Origin of the sequence: Paenibacillus faecalis (genome assembly GCF_900289175.1) — a bacterium.
Classification (GTDB): Bacteria; Bacillota; Bacilli; order Paenibacillales; family Paenibacillaceae; genus Paenibacillus_AQ; species Paenibacillus_AQ faecalis.
The window spans coordinates 1,959,496-1,976,745 of record NZ_LT985747.1; the positions used below are offsets into that span (position 1 = coordinate 1,959,496).

General features: G+C 45.0%; 10 protein-coding genes and 2 pseudogenes. 10 read left to right on the forward strand and 2 right to left on the reverse strand.

Annotation, left to right across the window (positions count from 1 at the left end; translation table 11 throughout):
- Positions 1-2: 2 nt before the first annotated feature.
- The 5 genes and pseudogenes from C8268_RS09385 to cydC all read left to right on the forward strand — a co-directional run.
- A pseudogene (locus C8268_RS09385) lies at positions 3-140 on the forward strand (excalibur calcium-binding domain-containing protein); the annotation flags it as partial.
- Between the two features lie 681 nt (positions 141-821).
- A complete protein-coding gene (locus tag C8268_RS09390) occupies positions 822-2,189 on the forward strand; it encodes a cytochrome ubiquinol oxidase subunit I (RefSeq protein ID WP_106767419.1) in 1,368 nt (455 codons plus the stop codon).
- The gene (locus C8268_RS09395; RefSeq protein WP_106767420.1) at positions 2,186-3,199 is read left to right on the forward strand and encodes a cytochrome d ubiquinol oxidase subunit II; all 1,014 of its coding nucleotides are present in this window, start codon (positions 2,186-2,188) and stop codon (positions 3,197-3,199) included. The genes C8268_RS09390 and C8268_RS09395 overlap by 4 nt, the downstream gene beginning before the upstream one ends.
- A 65-nt stretch (positions 3,200-3,264) precedes the next feature.
- Entirely contained in the window at positions 3,265-5,097 is a 1,833-nt protein-coding gene (cydD, locus tag C8268_RS09400) for a thiol reductant ABC exporter subunit CydD (protein ID WP_106767421.1), read from the forward strand.
- Positions 5,094-6,827: a thiol reductant ABC exporter subunit CydC gene (gene cydC / locus C8268_RS09405; protein ID WP_106767422.1), complete on the forward strand. Its 1,734-nt coding sequence runs from the start codon at positions 5,094-5,096 to the stop codon at positions 6,825-6,827. Before cydD ends, cydC begins: the two co-directional genes overlap by 4 nt.
- Positions 6,828-6,927: 100 nt before the next feature.
- On the opposite strand, the gene C8268_RS09410 is transcribed toward cydC, so the two are convergent.
- Complete coding sequence (locus C8268_RS09410) at positions 6,928-7,425, reverse strand: hypothetical protein (protein ID WP_106767423.1); 498 nt, start codon at positions 7,423-7,425, stop codon at positions 6,928-6,930.
- 231 nt (positions 7,426-7,656) lie between these two features.
- On the opposite strand from C8268_RS09410, the gene C8268_RS09415 reads away from it, so the two are divergent.
- From C8268_RS09415 to C8268_RS09435, 5 genes and pseudogenes are all read left to right on the forward strand, one after another.
- Positions 7,657-8,607: an acetylxylan esterase gene (locus tag C8268_RS09415; RefSeq protein ID WP_106767424.1), complete on the forward strand. Its 951-nt coding sequence runs from the start codon at positions 7,657-7,659 to the stop codon at positions 8,605-8,607.
- 460 nt (positions 8,608-9,067) lie between these two features.
- A complete protein-coding gene (locus tag C8268_RS09420) occupies positions 9,068-10,813 on the forward strand; it encodes an ABC transporter ATP-binding protein (RefSeq protein ID WP_106767425.1) in 1,746 nt (581 codons plus the stop codon).
- On the forward strand, positions 10,810-12,594 hold the full coding sequence (locus C8268_RS09425) for an ABC transporter ATP-binding protein (RefSeq protein WP_106767426.1): 1,785 nt from the start codon (positions 10,810-10,812) through the stop codon (positions 12,592-12,594). Before C8268_RS09420 ends, C8268_RS09425 begins: the two co-directional genes overlap by 4 nt.
- A gap of 989 nt (positions 12,595-13,583) precedes the next feature.
- The gene (locus C8268_RS09430) at positions 13,584-13,958 is read left to right on the forward strand and encodes an ArsR/SmtB family transcription factor (protein ID WP_234032723.1); all 375 of its coding nucleotides are present in this window, start codon (positions 13,584-13,586) and stop codon (positions 13,956-13,958) included.
- 214 nt (positions 13,959-14,172) lie between these two features.
- Positions 14,173-16,335, forward strand: a pseudogene (locus C8268_RS09435) (heavy metal translocating P-type ATPase); the annotation flags it as partial.
- A gap of 25 nt (positions 16,336-16,360) precedes the next feature.
- Here C8268_RS09435 and C8268_RS09440 read toward each other — a convergent pair.
- On the reverse strand, positions 16,361-17,137 hold the full coding sequence (locus tag C8268_RS09440; RefSeq protein WP_106767428.1) for a DeoR/GlpR family DNA-binding transcription regulator: 777 nt from the start codon (positions 17,135-17,137) through the stop codon (positions 16,361-16,363).
- Positions 17,138-17,250: the final 113 nt, after the last annotated feature.

A 17,250-nucleotide genomic window follows, 5' to 3' on the forward strand; every position in this document is an offset into this window, starting at 1 on the left:
TTAAAGGCGGAGTTGCTAAATTCTCCTCGGTTAAAAATAAGGGTGGAAAGACGAAGTATAAGCCTTTTGTTTCCAAAGAGCTGTACGAGGCGAACAAAAAAAGTGACCGTGACAAGGATTTAATCGCTTGTGAAAAATAAAGAGTTAATCAAGCCGCAGATTTGCGGCTTTTTGTTTAGCCCTTAGCTATCTGCTATGAATTGCACCCCAATTGTTAGACACCATCTAACATTGGAGGTGCAGTTTTTTTATAGCTAAGTTTGTTTCAGACGAAAAATTACATAGATTAAGAAAATAATCAAATCGAGAAGAAACGGAAGCTATCGAAATGGGAGGGGAGACTTGCAGTAACTCGTATGAGGGCAGTGGATTAATTGCTCCTTCTCGTGATTTCTGTGCGCTTTTTCACTAAGTTGTCAGAAAAAGTTGTCCTTTTCTTGAACGTTTGGGGACGAACACGTGTCAGTCATTGAATTACTGGTGAACAAAGATATAATAATTTTTACTATTAGGTCTCGCCCCGTACTTTGACTGCATTCAGTACCAGGTTAACACAGGCTCGTCAGATCTCTCTTTAGCATGAACAAATGGCAGTAAAACGCAATCATGATGGGGCACAGCATCCTTTGCATCTTACTTTGTGAAAAAAATCCCTTTTTACATAGCTGAGATCGAGGAGCGCCTTATGAAAACTCAACAGGCTACGATGTCTTTGAGCTTATCCCAACCTGATATTGAATGCAGCTGAGCGATTAGCAGGCCTAATCAAAAGGTTAATGAATACCTAAACTGGAACAGAATTTGAAAGGAGGCAGTACAGAATGGCAGTTGATACGGTACTGTGGAGCAGGCTGGTGACAGGTATGACGCTCGCGTTCCACGTTATTTTTGCGACGCTTGGCGTCGGTATACCATTAATGATCGCCATTGCAGAGTTCATCGGGATTCGCAAGAAAGATCCCCATTATATATTGATGGCGAAGAGGTGGGCACGAGGATTTGTCATTTCGGTTGCGGTTGGTGTCGTGACCGGTACAGTGATTTCCCTACAGCTGGCCTTGGTGTGGCCAAATTTTATGAAGATGGCTGGGAATGTCATTGCACTGCCGTTATTCATGGAAGTGTTCGCATTCTTTTTTGAAGCTATCTTCCTGGGCATTTATTTGTATACTTGGGATCGATTCAAAAATCCGTATACCCACTGGCTGCTGACGATTCCGATTGTGGCCGGGGCAGGCATGTCTGCCGTGTTTATTACGACGGTGAACGGATTTATGAACCAGCCTGAAGGCTTTGTTATGGAAGCAGGTCAATTCACAGCGGTTGACCCGGTACAAGCGATGCTGAATACGGCGACGTTCTCCAAGGTTTTCCATGTATTAAGCTCGGCCTATTTGACAGGAGCCGTCCTTTTAGCCGGAATTGCAGCCTTTGCGATGCTGAGAAAAGGGATATCCGCATATCACAAAAAAGCTTTGAACCTCATGATGGCTGTTGCTTTGCTGTTCGGCTTGCTGAACACATTGGCCGGAGATGTGTCCGCCAAGTTTTTGGCCGAGCATCAGCCGGAGAAGCTTGCGGCGGCAGAGTGGCATTTTGAGACGGAAAGCGGCGCTGATTTAATTTTAATGGGGTGGCTGAATGCAGAGCATGAAATTATAGGGGCACTTCATCTGCCAAAACTGCTTAGCTTCCTGGCCTTTGGAGACTTTAATGCAGAGGTTACGGGGCTGGAGGAATTCCCCCAGGATGAATGGCCACCGCTTCTCGTTCATTACCTGTTTGATGTAATGGCCGGAATCGGATTTGCTCTGCTTGCTATTTCGTTTCTGTATTTCCTGTTTGTGTTCTGGAAAAAACGCAATCAGCTGAACAAGTGGATGCTTCGCCTCATCGCACTGAGCGCACCGCTCGCTTTTCTGGGTGTAGAGCTGGGCTGGTTTTATGCAGAAATTGGGCGACAGCCGTGGATTATTCGTGGATACATGCGTGTAGAGGAAGCCGCTACGACTTCCCCGAATGTAAGAACTCTATTCTTCGTCTTTTTGCTCCTGTACATCGTACTGGGCATCATGTGTGTAATCGTGCTAAGACGCTTGTTCAACAATAATCCGGCAGAAGTGGAGATGGAAAAATGGTTGAAGGAAAAGCCTAATCAAACTACGGAAAAGGGTGATCCTGCAAAATGAGTTACGAATTGATTGGTATCACGGTGCTCTGGCTGTTTTTGTACGGCTACTTAATTATAGCCTCGATTGATTTCGGAGCGGGCTTCTTCGCTTTCTATGCACGCTTGACGAAGCAGGATCATCTGATTAACCGTCTGATTTCCCGTTACTTATCACCCGTTTGGGAGATTACGAATGTATTTTTTGTCTTTTTCTACATTGGCATCGTCGGATTTTTTCCGGACACGGCCTATTATTATGGTTCCGCGCTGCTTGTTCCAGCAAGCATAGCAGTGATTCTGCTTGCCATCCGCGGCTCATTCTATGCTTTTGAAAATTACGGTTCCAAGAAAAGCATCGTGTATCTTTTTTTATACGGAGCTACAGGTTTACTTATTCCGGCTTCGTTGTCAGTGGCTCTAACATTGTCTGAAGGCGGCTTTATCGTGAAGCAGGGTGAGACGGTTTCTCTGGATTACTGGGCGCTGTTTACCAATCCGTTATCCTGGAGCATCGTTGGACTCGCCATCGTATCCGTGTTGTTCATTAGTGGCTCATTTCTGACATTTTACGCTTCGCGGGCAGAGGATCACTCTGCTTTGAAGCTGATGCGGAACTATGCCCTGTTTTGGAGCACACCGACGATTATTCTCGCACTGACAGCATTTATTTATTTGGGTCAACATAATGAGCGGCATTTTCAAAATATGATGGATTTATGGTGGTTGCTCGCGCTTTCCGTTGCTTTTTTCATGATCGCCATGTGGCTGTTATATAACGGACGCCGTTACGGATTAGCTTTTATATGCGTTATGCTGCAATTTTTCAGTGCTTTTTTCGCTTACGGGATTGGGCACTACCCTTATATTCTTGACCCGTACATTACGATTCAGAGCAGCGCAACTACACCAGCCATGGGCTTCGCGTTAGTTGTTGTATTTATCGGTGGTCTGTTCCTCTTGATCCCGTCCCTTTTTCTGGTCTTCAAACTATTCCTGTTTGATGCGGATTATGTAAAAGGGAAAAGATAATGCATATAGTCCCTTGCGGCGCGTAAGAGGTTTCTTTACGTCTATATATAAAGGAGGAGAATACTGTGAAGAGGAAATCCAGTCTGATTTCTCAGCAAATGTCTTCACAAAGGAAAAACATGACTCTCCTCGCGGTTTTTTCGCTCGCTCTAGGTGCAGCTATTGTGAGTCAGGCTGGATTGCTTGCTGAAGCAGTTCAGCGGATTTTTGTGGAGAGAGCTTCCTTTTCATCGGTTATCGTGCTGCTCGGCCTGCTTCTGGCTGTTATGGTTGTACGCACACTGTTGTCGTATGGAAACGGTAAAGTTGGCTTGCGGATGGCTGCCGCTGCCAAGACGAATATGCGAGCAGCCGTGCTACAAAACTTGACCCATGCCTCAATGCCTTCAACCCTTCGTGGACAGACAGGAGGGAAGGTCAGTATTGCTCTGGATGCTGTGGATGAGGCTGACAGTTATTTCAGTCAGTACATGCCGCGTATGATGGAAGCGGCCATCATCCCGATTTTGATTCTGGTTGTTACATTTACTGAGCATGCCAACACAGGTTTCATTATGCTGTTTACAGCTCCATTCATCCCGCTGTTCATGATTTTGGTCGGGCTTAAAACGAAAAATAAATCCGAAGAAAAATATGCGCAGCTGGCCGAGTTTTCAGGTGCGTTTCTGGATTCTCTTCAAGGACTGGTGACGCTAAAAATATTTGGACGGGCTAACCGTCAGCAGCAGGAAATTGAACGCAGCAGTCTTAGTTATCGCGATGCCACAATGGACATTTTGAAGATTGCGTTTACGAATACCTTTATGTTGGAATCGATCGTGATGCTAAGCATCGGCATTGTCGCTCTCGAACTGGCCATCCAGTTGCTCGTTTTTAAATCGATGACGTTCCACACCGCCTTTCTTGTTTTGTTGCTCGTTCCCGAGTTCTACAGCCTGTTGAAGAATACGGGAACGGCCTTTCACAGCGGTCGAACAAGTATGGGGGCTATTCGTAAGGTGGAACAGATGCTTGAGGAAACGGCAGGAGAGAGCAAGGAGGCGAACATCTATGAAGGAGCAGGTACATCCGATGAAAGCGACGAGATCGACAACATGAATAAGGTCGACAAGATAAGCAAATTCGAGATGGCCCATTCCGATGATCTTTCAATGCCGCCATCCATTGTACTGGACCATCTACGGTTTCGTTATGCTCCGGATTCTTTCGAGCTTGAGACTGGAGAGATCACGCTCGGTCCGGGAGAACACATTGCCATCGTTGGCAAAAGCGGCTCTGGCAAAACGACTTTGCTCCATCTCATTGCGGGTTTGCTGAAACCAGCATCGGGAACGGTTCTGGTCAATGGAAGCCCACTTTCGCAATACGATGAGGCTGCGTGGTTCGAGCATGTTAGCTATATTACACAGCATCCGTATATTTTTGCAGGAACATTGGCTGAAAATATTACGATTGGTGCTGGTGGGAACATCACCAGAGCTGAAATTGAACGGGCGGCGGAGGAAGCCGGGCTTGCTGGGCTTACAGCCCAGTTGGAGCATGGATTGGATACCTTTGTTGGTGAAGGAGGCAGGGGACTGTCCGGTGGAGAAAGACAGCGGCTTGCCTTGGCACGCGCATTTTTGAAGCGGCCTGCCATCATTTTGTTTGATGAACCCACCGTTGGACTGGATTTGCACACCGAGCGGGTGCTGCAACGCTCCATTGCCAAACTGGCAAAAACGGCTACGATGATTACGGTGGCTCACCGACTATATACGATTCAACAAGCCGACAAGATTTTGTTCATGGACAATGGAGTATTAGTGGACGCCGGACGGCATGACGAGCTTCAGGAGCGCCTGCCCCAGTATGCCGAAATGGTTAATATACAGCAGAATAGGGGGGTGTCATCATGAACGAGCTGACTGTTCTGTCAAAGGCGATGCTTCAGGAGCGCAAGGATATCGTTTTTTCAATTTTGGGAGGATTTATCGCAGGTATAGCTGGCGTGGCACTCTTCTCCGCGAGCGGGTATTTAATCTCGCAAACGGTATTTGCGCCCCCGCTGTATACTTTGATTGTGCTCACCTCGATGGTCAAACTGCTTGGTCTGCTTCGGGCGGCAAGTCGTTATGGAGAGCGCTTGTATTCTCACCGGGCGACGTTCTCGATGCTCAGTCGTTTGCGTACCTTCTTTTTTGCCAAGCTTATTCCTTTAACGCCTGGTATATTGAATAAAAATCGAAGCGGGGATCTGCTTGCGCGGATCGTTGGGGATGTGGAGAGTTTGCAAAATTATTTTTTGCGAGTGGCTTATCCCCCCATCATAGTCGTCATGGTGTTTTTGGCTACGGTGTTGTTTACTTCCGCCTTTTCGTTCTGGATTGCTGTTCTGTTTGTAATAGGTATGCTCGTAACGGCATTCATTGTACCGGGCATTGTTTTGCTCGGGCAGCGGAGAATACATGGGCGGGTTCGCGAGCAGCGGGCGCAGCTTTCGACGGAAGTCACCGAAGTGCTGTATGGTTTCCGGGATTTGAAAGTGTACGGGCAATTGGCACAGCGGGAGCAGCAGCTTCAGCAGGCTTCCTCTGCATTGGCAGCTGAACAGCAACGAGCAGCGGGGCACTTGCTCCGCGGGCAATCGATGCATGCTTTGGTTACGTTTCTCATTTCCTGGGGGGTGCTCGCGCTTGGAGCCTATTTAATTATGAACGGAGAGCTTGCTGGGGTGTTTCTTGCTATGCTGGTCATGGCCTCGTTAACCGTGTTTGAAGAAGCGGCGGCAATGGCCACCTTACCCGCGTATAAGGAGGATACCGAACACGCAGCTAAACGATTGACAGAAACGGTTCAGTCCACCGAGTCCGCCGATGTACAGTCGAAGCCAGGCGGTGCGTTGTCTGTTGATCATGCCGTTTCGATAGAGCTATCCGGTGTAACATTTCAATATGAAGGGGAATGGAGACCTGCGCTCCGGGATATATCCCTGCATATTTCACCCGGCTCCAAAACGGCGATTGTCGGGCCGAGCGGGTCAGGGAAGTCAACCATTATCGAATTACTGCTCAAGCTGCGTACACCAGCGGCTGGCGACATACGATTAAACGGCGTTTCCGTAAAGGAACTGGATGAGACGAGCATTTGGCAAGCGGCTAATGTGGTGTTGCAGCAAAGTCATTTCTTCCGGGGAACGATCCGCGATAACCTGCTGTTGAATGAAGAAGAACATTCTAACGAACAATTGTTGGATGTGCTGGCTAAAGTGCAGCTGCTAGGTACATCGTTGACCGATATGGTGTATGAAAAAGGGGAAAATCTGTCAGACGGCGAAAAGCAGCGGCTGGCTCTGGCGCGAGCAATGCTCCGCAAAGGACGGTTATGGCTTCTGGACGAACCCACTGCATCGCTGGATTATGTGACAGAGCAGCACGTGTTGAAGCATCTCTATGCACAGGCGGCTCAAGATACACTTATCCTGATATGTCATCGGCTTACCGGATTGGAAGAGATGGACCAGATTGTGGTCATGGACCAAGGTAAGGTAGTCGAAACAGGTTCCTATTCGGAGTTGATGGAGCAAAAAGGCTATTTTTATGAGATGAAGCAAATCGAACAGCAAATGATCGGAGAAGCTGGAGTGTAGCGTGAATAAATACAATGCCCAATGATCAGCATTCAAGAGCAGATCACTGGGCTTTTTTTAGCTGATTTTTACGCAAAGGATAGATCGAGGGATGGAGCGATTAAAGGTAGGTCAAAGCAACGCGCAATCCTGCCAGTATGAGACTAAATACTCCGAGTATGACAGCGCCCTTTAAAAAGCCGATGAAATGAAACATATAGTCCTTGTATCCCTTGGCTCCTTCCGTACCTGGAATAATGATGAATTTTGGGGTAATCAGGCAAAAAACAATCCAGTCAAGAATAATGAGATCAGCAGCAAAACTTACAATACTGAACACAATGTAGAAGTGAAAGAAAGTCTCCCAGTACGTAATTTGATCGCCATCAAGCATGAGGGAAATGACAAACGGAACCAGTGCAAACAGAAATGTGAATGAGCCGATAACCCTCAATTTCTTCTTTTCGCTGGGGGTTTGCGGTAATGCCATCTGTTGAATATCCATCGGGTAGTCTTGCAGCCACACTCTTGGATTGTACGCTAACGTAGAAATCATAAGGATTAAAAAAACAATGGATAAGGCCCCGCCTTCAATAACAGCTCGTGAAATATCTAACAATCTATGTTTACCTCCTCAATATTCTGCGCGTCTTCCCTTGGAATTTATCACCAGTATAATCGATATAATTTTGGTTATCAACAATAATTTTTCCTTAGGGAAACATTTGGGTGTTGGAATTTTAAAGAGATATATTCCTTTTCATCGTCAAGGGATTTTATAGCGATATGAATAGGAATGGTGTATGGTTGAATATGTAATATCAGTTGATGGGAAGGGCGGTAACAGGAGATGGATGCAATTGAGAAAAGAATTGAGGAATTATATCAATATAATCCGGAAGTGACGGCACCATCAGACCTTTCAGAATTTTGGAGAAGGACCGTTACGGAGGCGGAAAGCTGTTCAGACAATAGCATAAGGGTGCAAACCAGCACACCATTTCCTGCGATGGAAACATATCACGTTACATATGAAGGGTATGATCATACCCCGCTTAAAGGCTGGTATCTCTTGCCTAAGTTTACGATGGAGCGAAGCTTGCCCTGTGTCGTATTATTCCATGGATATACAGGGGGAAAAGGATTTCCGGAGCAATATGCGGATTGGCTCATGCTTGGATATGCCGTCTTCGCTGTTGATGTGCGCGGACAAGGCGGAGAGACAGGGAACCAGATGAACAGCGAATATGGGATGACGAAAGGCTGGATAACGCAAGGAATTCTGGACAAGGATACCTGTTATTATAAAGCGGTTGCAGTGGATGCACTAAAGGCGGTGGAATGGGCGGCTAATCAACCGGAAGTTAACGCTTCAAAAATTGTGGTTGCCGGTGACAGCCAAGGCGGAGGTATAAGCTTGTTGACAGCTGCATTAAGTGACACACCTTCTGTCGTTATAGCTAATATTCCGAACATGTGCCATATGGACTTCGGACTGTTGAATTCAACAGGATCACTGACAGAAGTGGCTGAATTCGTTGATCGGTTTCCGGAACATACCGAAGCTGTGCTTGCGACGTTGCGCTATTTCGATATTCTTCATCTTGCAGACCGAATTGATATTCCGGTCATGATGTCGGTTGGACTAAAGGATACCGTATGTATGCCAGAGACCGTATTTGCGGCGTATAATCGGCTAACGTCTGAGAAGATTTTGAATATTTATCCGTTTACAGGGCATGCCGTTAGTGCGTATCAAAAACGTCAGGTATTTGATTTCTTGAAAAAAAGAAATATGTAAGAGGAATAACAGAAGAGTTCAGGCGGTATCTGTCGATAATTAATGGTCATTCATGTATATTTAGTAAAAATGTTCTTGACGTCTGCCTTTGTTAGCGAATACAATAATTGCAAATGATGTGAATGGATTGATGATGATGAAAAATGTTCGACAGGGACTATCGATAAATCGATAACTTAATATGGCATGAACGTAAGGTGATACATACAGACGTCGGATCTGATGATGTATTGCCAACGTTTGTGCTCATTCTGTCTTGAACTTTTTCATCATTATTGCAAAATGCATACAAGGATTCGCATAAGTTAATAGCTTATGCTGTATACTTGTTGTTATAAGCTGTAGGTGAACATTTGTTCATCTGCAGCTTTTTTGTGTTTTCATCAGTCTCATCGCATGGAAAGGAGAAGCTTTGAAATAGGAATAAGCTATACATTTGTTAACATATGGGGGTGGGCATGTGCCCAAAGAAGAGAAAATATCGATGTTGTGGCTGCTGCGTTATTTGAGCCCGGTGAAGGGGCGGCTTGTGATTCTGCTTATGTTGCTGTTAACTTCAACAGGATTGCAGCTTATCAATCCACAGATTATTAAGCGCTTTATTGATACGGCAGCATACGGTGGAGTTTTAACTACTTTAATCCAGCTTGCAGGATTATATCTGATTGTAGCCGTAGTGAATCAGCTGATCACGGTCGGTGTCAGTTATTTAGGAAACGATATTTCATGGCGTGCCACGAATCGACTGCGCGGAGACCTGTTAAAACATTGTTTACGGCTGGATATGCGATTTCATAATGAGAAAACACCGGGAGAGATGATTGAACGGATTGATGGTGATGTGACGAATATATCAAACTTTTTTGCCATGTTTATAGTTCAGGTCATCGGAAGCTTTGTACTGCTGGGTGGCATTTTAGTATTTATGTTTACGGTGAACATTCCAATCGCATTAGTGATGACGGTTTTTACAATCATATCGATTATGTTTATGGTCATCATCCGTAATCTGGGTGTTGATTCATCCAAAAAAGAACGCGAAGCCAGCGCTTCCTTGTTCGGTTTGATCGAAGAGCGGATTGCTGGGATCGAGGATGTGCAGGCCAACGGAAATGTGCCGTATGTCATGAATCGATTCTATCGATTGATGCGCTCTGTATTTTTAAAAGGACGAAAGGCCTGGATGATGCGGATTGTCCCATGGAATACGACGGTCATTTTATTTGCTTTAGCGGTTACAGCTGTTCTGTTGTTAGGGGTTCATTATTATTTGATCGAAGAGATTACGCTTGGAACCCTGTTTCTTATTTATCAATACACACAGATGCTGAACGACCCGATTGAAATGTTGGGTGATCAGGTGCAAGAATTTCAAAAGGCTAAATCCGGTATGCTTCGCTCTAGAGAATTGCTATCCCAACGCAGTGAAATTGTAGGCGGGGACGAGGAGCAATTGCCAGAGGGAGCTTTGGGACTTGAATTTGAAAATGTTCATTTTAGGTATAACGAGGATAAACCAGTTTTGAAAGACGTTAACTTTGTGATAAGGCCTGGAGAACGACTCGGAATTATTGGTCGTACCGGAAGTGGAAAGTCGAGTCTGAGCCGTGTTCTGCTTCGACTGTACAATATTGATAGCGGAGTTATCCGCGTCGGAGGAACGGATATTACGAAGTTGAAGCTACCAGCCCTTTATCGCAGGGTAGGTATGGTAACGCAGGATGTGCAGCTGTTTGATGGATCACTTCGAGATAATCTGACGCTGTTTAACAATGCTGTATCGGATGTGTTTATCCTGGATACAACGGAAAGGCTCGGACTGCGCCAATGGATTGATGCACAGCCGAAAGGACTGGATACTCATCTGTCCGCAGGCGGGACATCCCTTTCGGCAGGGGAAGCCCAGTTGTTTGCGTTGACCCGTGTATTTTTGTCTCAGCCGAGCTTGGTCATTCTGGATGAACCTTCTTCACGTCTGGATGCTGCTACGGAGGCGATGCTGCAGGCAGCGGTGGATCAATTGATGAGCCAATGTACAGGAATCATCATCGCACACAGGCTGGCAACTTTAGAGCAGGTGGATAAAATTATGGTGCTTGGTGATGGACGAATTTTGGAGTTCGGTGATCGGGTGGAATTAGCTCAAGATCCGGAATCTCATTATGCAAGACTGCTGAGCACAGGAGGAAGGGAGGAGTTAGCATGACCGTTACTGGTTTTATAGGGCGTTTATTTCGGTTTAGACTCGGGTTGTTTATAGTTAACGGCTTGCTGTGGTGCTTATTTCACTCTCTGCCGCTATTGATTGGATTGGGCATGCAGTGGTTCTTTGAACGGGCGACTTCTAATTCGACCGACTATATATGGCTCGCCGTGCCGTTGATTTTTATTGCCGCTGTAAGGGTGGCAAGAGTAGGTACATTTTTTGCGGCATTCTATCAATGGGTAACATATTTTTACCATATTCAGGCCATTCTTCGTACAAATATGCTGGCAGGGATCATGCGCTGGCCAGGGCGCAATCTTCCCGCTTCACCGGGAGAGGCGATGAGCCGCTTTCGCGATGACGTCGATGAGGTTGTTGAATACATGGAGTCGTGGGTGGATTTTTGGGGAAAGCTGGTTTTTACAACCGTTTCGATCATCATTATGGCAAAGATTAACTGGAAGATCACGCTGATCTCGGTACTGCCGTTTCTCATTGTAACGCTGCTAAACAATTTATCCGGCAATCGTGCCCGGCGATATGGGCAAAAGAACCGTGAAGCAACCGGACGGATTACGAGTTTTATTGCAGAAACTTTCGGAGCGGTTCAAGCGATCAAGCTGGGGGAAGCGGAGGATCATGTTCATGAGCGCTTTACGAAGCTGAACGAAAGTCGCCGTCAGGCCGCACTAAAAGATAATCTGTTCAAGCAGTGGATGAGGTCACTTAATCAACATGTGCTCAGCTTTTGTACAGGTTTGATTCTTCTGATGTGTGCTGCAGAGATGCAAGCAGGGCGTTTTACCGTAGGGGATTTTGCTCTGTTTACGACATATCTTGTCAATATTGGCTACAGTATTTCCTTGTTCGGTTATATGGTTTTTCAGCATAAACGGTTGAAAGTGTCCTTTGATCGGATGCGGACCTTATTCCGTCCCGGTGAGGAAGATTCAATTATTGAAGCAAGGAAAACCTATCTTAACGAGGACCCGCCAGAATTGCCAACGATCCATAATGATCCAAGGGAAAAACTGAGTTTTCTTGAAGTAAATAACCTGTCGTATCAATATCCAAACTCGGATAACGAAATTTCAGATATTCATTTTCGGCTAAAGCGCGGCAAATTTCTTGTTATTACAGGGCGTATCGGGTCTGGAAAATCAACGCTTGTCCGAACTCTCCTGGGATTGTTACCTGCACAAGAGGGAAGCATTTGCTGGAATGGTAAAGAGATTGATCCTGCCACCTTCCTTATACCGCCTAGAGCCGCTTACACGCCGCAGGTACCGCGATTATTCAGCGACACATTGCAAGAAAATATTGTGCAAGGAAAGAAGGAGAGTGGCGAGGAGGCTTTGAATCGTGCAATTCGGCTGGCGGTCATGGACAAGGACATCAAGGACTTGGATCAAGGACTTGAAACGTTCGTAGGTCCTAGAGGTGTCATGCTTTCAGGTGGCCAAATTCAGCGCGCAGCTACCGCTCGAATGTTGATGTCTGAGGCAGATCTTTTTATTTTCGATGATCTATCCAGCGCTCTTGATGTGGAAACGGAGCAGCAAGTATGGAACGGATTGTTTAAAGAACGAGACGTAACTTGTATTGCAGTATCCCACCGGAGAGCAGCACTTGCGAAGGCCGATCACATTATCGTCATGAAAAACGGCCGGATCGAAGCGGAGGGCACCTTATCTGAACTGCTGGAATCCTGTGAAGAGATGCAGCTTCTATGGCAAGGAGAGCAAACTTCAGAAAGGGATTACGTAAACAGTACGAAGTGAATAAAGACAGGGGCGGCTAAGGTTTATCTAGGACCGCCCCTGTTTGATTTTTCTTGAAATCTGTGAAACAGCGTTTTCTATGATTCTATTAAATGAAGTACAAAATAACAGACGTAAATATAGTATAATTCAGGGTGCATTCGGAAGGGCCGAAAATTATACCGAATGCGCTTGGTGTATTTTTTTACAGTGATTTTAGCCAACTTTTATGAATAACAGGTGTTAGTTATGGAGATAAGTAAAATTTAATGAGGGTTGAATCTGTGATGAAAAAAATATATCTGTTATCTATAATGCTAGCATTTGCCACAGGGTTACTACTTTTTGCAGCATAATCTGATTTACTATATGGAAAAAGGAAGCACGACTCCTGTATTGCTCGACAGTCGACCTGACCACAGCTGTACAAATAAACCGAGTCCTTCAAATTGCAATGCATATGTCGAAAGAGAACTGAGTTTTCCTTCATATAATTCGTATCCGCAATTTTATCTCTACCATACAAGTGATTCGGAAGGAGTTTGGGTGCGAATGGTTTATGATGAACCGCTAGATCGTTTTAAATCTAGAGCGGTCAAGCCTAATTTGGAGGATGTATATCTTAGTTATTTTCAGTGAAAGCCTATTGTATCTATATAGATTGAACTAAAGAATAGTATTACTTCAATGAAAGAAGTCGGAATTATTCTGAAGAAACGTCAGTGTTCGCCTAAAAGCTTTCCGTAGGAAAGCTCGCTTCGAAAGCGTAAGCTGTCCCCGGATTTCAACGATTGTTTAAATCCTTCAGAGAAATCTGGGGGGCAAGAGCGATCGGAAGAATAATCCGAATTCGTAGAAATGATGCTAAGGCTAGGATTTTTAGTTCAATATATAACTATTTATGAAGTTACCTGGGGATTGGCAGAATAAGATTGCTTAATCGTAAAGATTCCGCTTTTCCATTCCTTTGGTATAATATATAGAAAGATATAATAGGAAGGTGATATTGTTTGGAGCAGAAGGAGCCATTAACAGAAGAATGCGAAAATTCATGCTTTGGTACAGAGGCTGATTTAAAACAGATTAAGGATGCCATGGTTGATGATCAAGCTGCGATTCAGCTTGCAGACTGGTTTAAAGCCTTTAGTGATCCTACACGGGTAAAAATGATCAATGCTTTACTTCAGAAAGAACTTTGTGTCCATGATCTGTCTGTATTGCTGGAGATGGGGCAATCCGCTATATCTCATCAGCTCAGGTATCTCCGTAATATGAGAATTGTGAAACGACGCAAGGTAGGAAAGACCGTTTTCTATTCCTTGGATGACAGCCATATTGAACAGATATTCACTCAAACCCTGCTGCATACGATGCATGGGGAATAATCAAGAAGCACTAGCCTATATGCTGGTGCTTTTTTTGTGCATTCAATAGGTAGCCCATCATAATTTTGAAAAAAATACAAAGAATACGCATATTATATTTTGCTTTTGATTGACAAGTTGCTTTTCAATTGCATATAATGTGTTTAAATAATATATGAATAGTTGCTCATGTGTTAACGGGAAGGTGTTTTAAAGGAGGGTATATCCCATGAGTGAGGCCCAGATGAAAGTCAAAAAGGAACTGCTCTTAGACGGTTTGGACTGTGCAAACTGTGCCATGAAAATCGAAAACGGGGTAAAGAAGGTTGAAGGCGTATCTTCTTGTACTGTCAATTTTGCAACGAAGACATTGGTGTTGGAAACAACTAGCGGTCAGGATGAGCTGGTCGTTTCGAAAGCGAAGAAGAAAGTAAACTCGCTTGAACCTCATATCCGTGTCATTGACAAGTCGGGTTTGAAATCGCGCAATACGCAAACCAATGATCATGCAGAGGGACATGCTCATGATCACGATCATGGTGATGTAAACACGAAACGTACGTTGACTCGAATTATGATTAGCGCCATTTTGGCAGCTGTAGGTGTATTTGGTCCGCTCACCGGCTTTTGGGAACTGGCATTATTCGTCATAGCTTATATCATTGTCGGTGGAGATATTGTTTTAAGAGCAGCTAAAAATATCGTCCGGGGTCAGGTTTTTGACGAAAATTTCCTAATGACCATTGCAACGCTGGGTGCATTTGCTATTCAGGAATATCCTGAGGGCGTTGCCGTTATGCTATTCTACCAGGTCGGAGAAATGTTCCAGGGGATGGCTGTAAACCGATCGCGAAAATCGATCAGTGCTCTTATGGATATTCGTCCGGATTACGCTAACTTGAAAGTCGGCGGGGAAACCAAGCGGGTTACTCCTGAAGAAGTCAAGATTGGCGATGTTATCGTTGTCAGACCAGGTGAGCGTGTACCGCTGGATGGAGTCGTAATCGAAGGGAATTCGGCGATGGATACGTCGGCATTGACCGGTGAGTCTGTTCCTAGAGAGGTCGAGGCTGGCAATGATGTTTTAAGTGGGTTTATCAATAAAAACGGTGTGTTGCTTGTTGAAGTGACGAAGGAGTTTGGCGAATCGACCGTTTCAAAAATTCTGGATTTGGTTCAAAATGCAAGTAATAAAAAAGCACCGACCGAGAACTTTATTACGAAATTTGCTCGGTACTACACGCCGGTTGTCGTTATTGTAGCCGTACTGCTCGCTGTTGTTCCACCGCTGTTCATTAGCGGAGCCACGTTCTCTGACTGGATGTATCGCGCGCTGGTGTTTCTCGTTATTTCTTGTCCGTGCGCGCTCGTTGTCTCCATTCCGCTTGGCTTCTTTGGTGGAATTGGCGCATCTTCCAAAAAGGGTGTCCTGGTTAAAGGAAGCAACTATTTAGAAGCGCTGAATGATGTGAAATATGTCGTTTTCGATAAAACGGGAACACTTACTAAAGGCGTCTTTACAGTAACCAAGGTTCATACTTCAAGCGATATTTCCAAAGATGAGCTGCTTAAAATAGCTGCTCATGCAGAAATGCACTCCACTCACCCGATTGCAGAATCGATTCGGGCAGCGTACGGTCAAGAACTAAGAGAAGATATGCTTGAAGGATACAATGAGATTGCCGGACACGGTATTCAGGTTCAATATAATGGAAAAGAAGTGCTTGCAGGTAATGCGAAATTAATGACTAGAGAGAATATTGCATTCACGGAACCGAAAGAGCTTGGAACCTTAGTGCACGTAGCGATTGATCGTGAATATGCCGGATACATTGTCATTGCCGATGAAGTGAAGGAAGATTCGGCGGAAGCAATCCGTTCTCTGAAAGAGCTGGGAATTAAGAAGACAGTTATGCTGACGGGTGATTCGAGAGCTGTTGGAGAAGCTGTAGGCCGCCAGCTGAATCTGGATGAAGTACATGCCGAACTGTTACCTCAACATAAAGTGGAAGAAATCGAGAAGCTGGATAAGCAAAAATCACCGAACGAAAAGATCATATTCGTTGGTGATGGTATCAACGATACACCGGTGCTGGCAAGAGCTGATATCGGCGTAGCCATGGGAGGCCTTGGCTCGGATGCAGCGATCGAGGCTGCGGACATTGTCATTATGACCGACGAAACCTCGAAGCTTCCATCCGCGATCCGCATTGCGAAACGGACACGCCGCATTGTTTGGCAAAATATCGTTTTTGCGCTGGGTGTAAAGGCTATTTTCCTCATACTTGGTGCCTTCGGTATCGCGACGATGTGGGAAGCTGTCTTTTCCGATGTCGGCGTCACAATCCTAGCCGTATTAAACTCCATCCGTGTATTAAAAACGGACTCTATTTCATAATTTTTGAGAAACGTCATCATCCTCATCAAAAGGACGATGGCGTTTTTTCTTGTTGCAGCACTGTAACCCCAAGTTGTTCATACTGGGCGAGAACATCACGGGAAACATGTGGTTCTGTCGCCAGATAACTGATTTCATCCATATTTGCAACGATAAACGTGGATGCAGTGCCCAATTTATGAGCTTCGGCCAAAACAACGGTTTCCGCAGATACATGCACCATTTTCCGTTTGATAAACGCTTCTTCCCGATTCGGAATGCTAATGCCGATCTGGGGGTGAACGCTATAAGCTCCCATAATATACAGATCCGCACGGATATGGTGAAGTTCCTCTATCGTTTGAGCTCCGATATTAATTAGAGAATCTTTGAACAAATTTCCCCCAAGCATAATGACTTCTATATTGGCATGGGAAGCCAGAGAGACGGCTACAGGAGGACTGTTGGTAATAACTGTCGCTTTCAAATCAGCAGGCAATGCCTGGGCAAATGCCAAGGGAGTTGTTCCGCCATCAATAATGAGGACCTGATCATGATGAACAAGATTTAAGGCTGCTTGGGCAATAGAAGCTTTCGCTTCCGGCGCCTGTTTATATTTTTCTTCAAACTTTACAGTTGAAGGCCCCTTCTTTAGAGCTCCTCCATGAACACGATGCAAAGCCCCTAAAGCACTTAATTCGCGCAAATCACGCCTAATCGTATCTTCGGATACGTTCAAGCGGGCACTTAATTCAGTAGCTATAAGCTTCCCTTCCTTATGAAGAAGCTCCAAGATGAACTGATGCCGTTCTTCTTTCAACATGCTGCTTACAATCCTTTCATTTCAAGCATTTTTAGAGATATGGATACTATAACGTGTAAAAACATGCAGGTCAATCGGTTTGATACTACTAAATTCGGAGTATATTTTGCGTT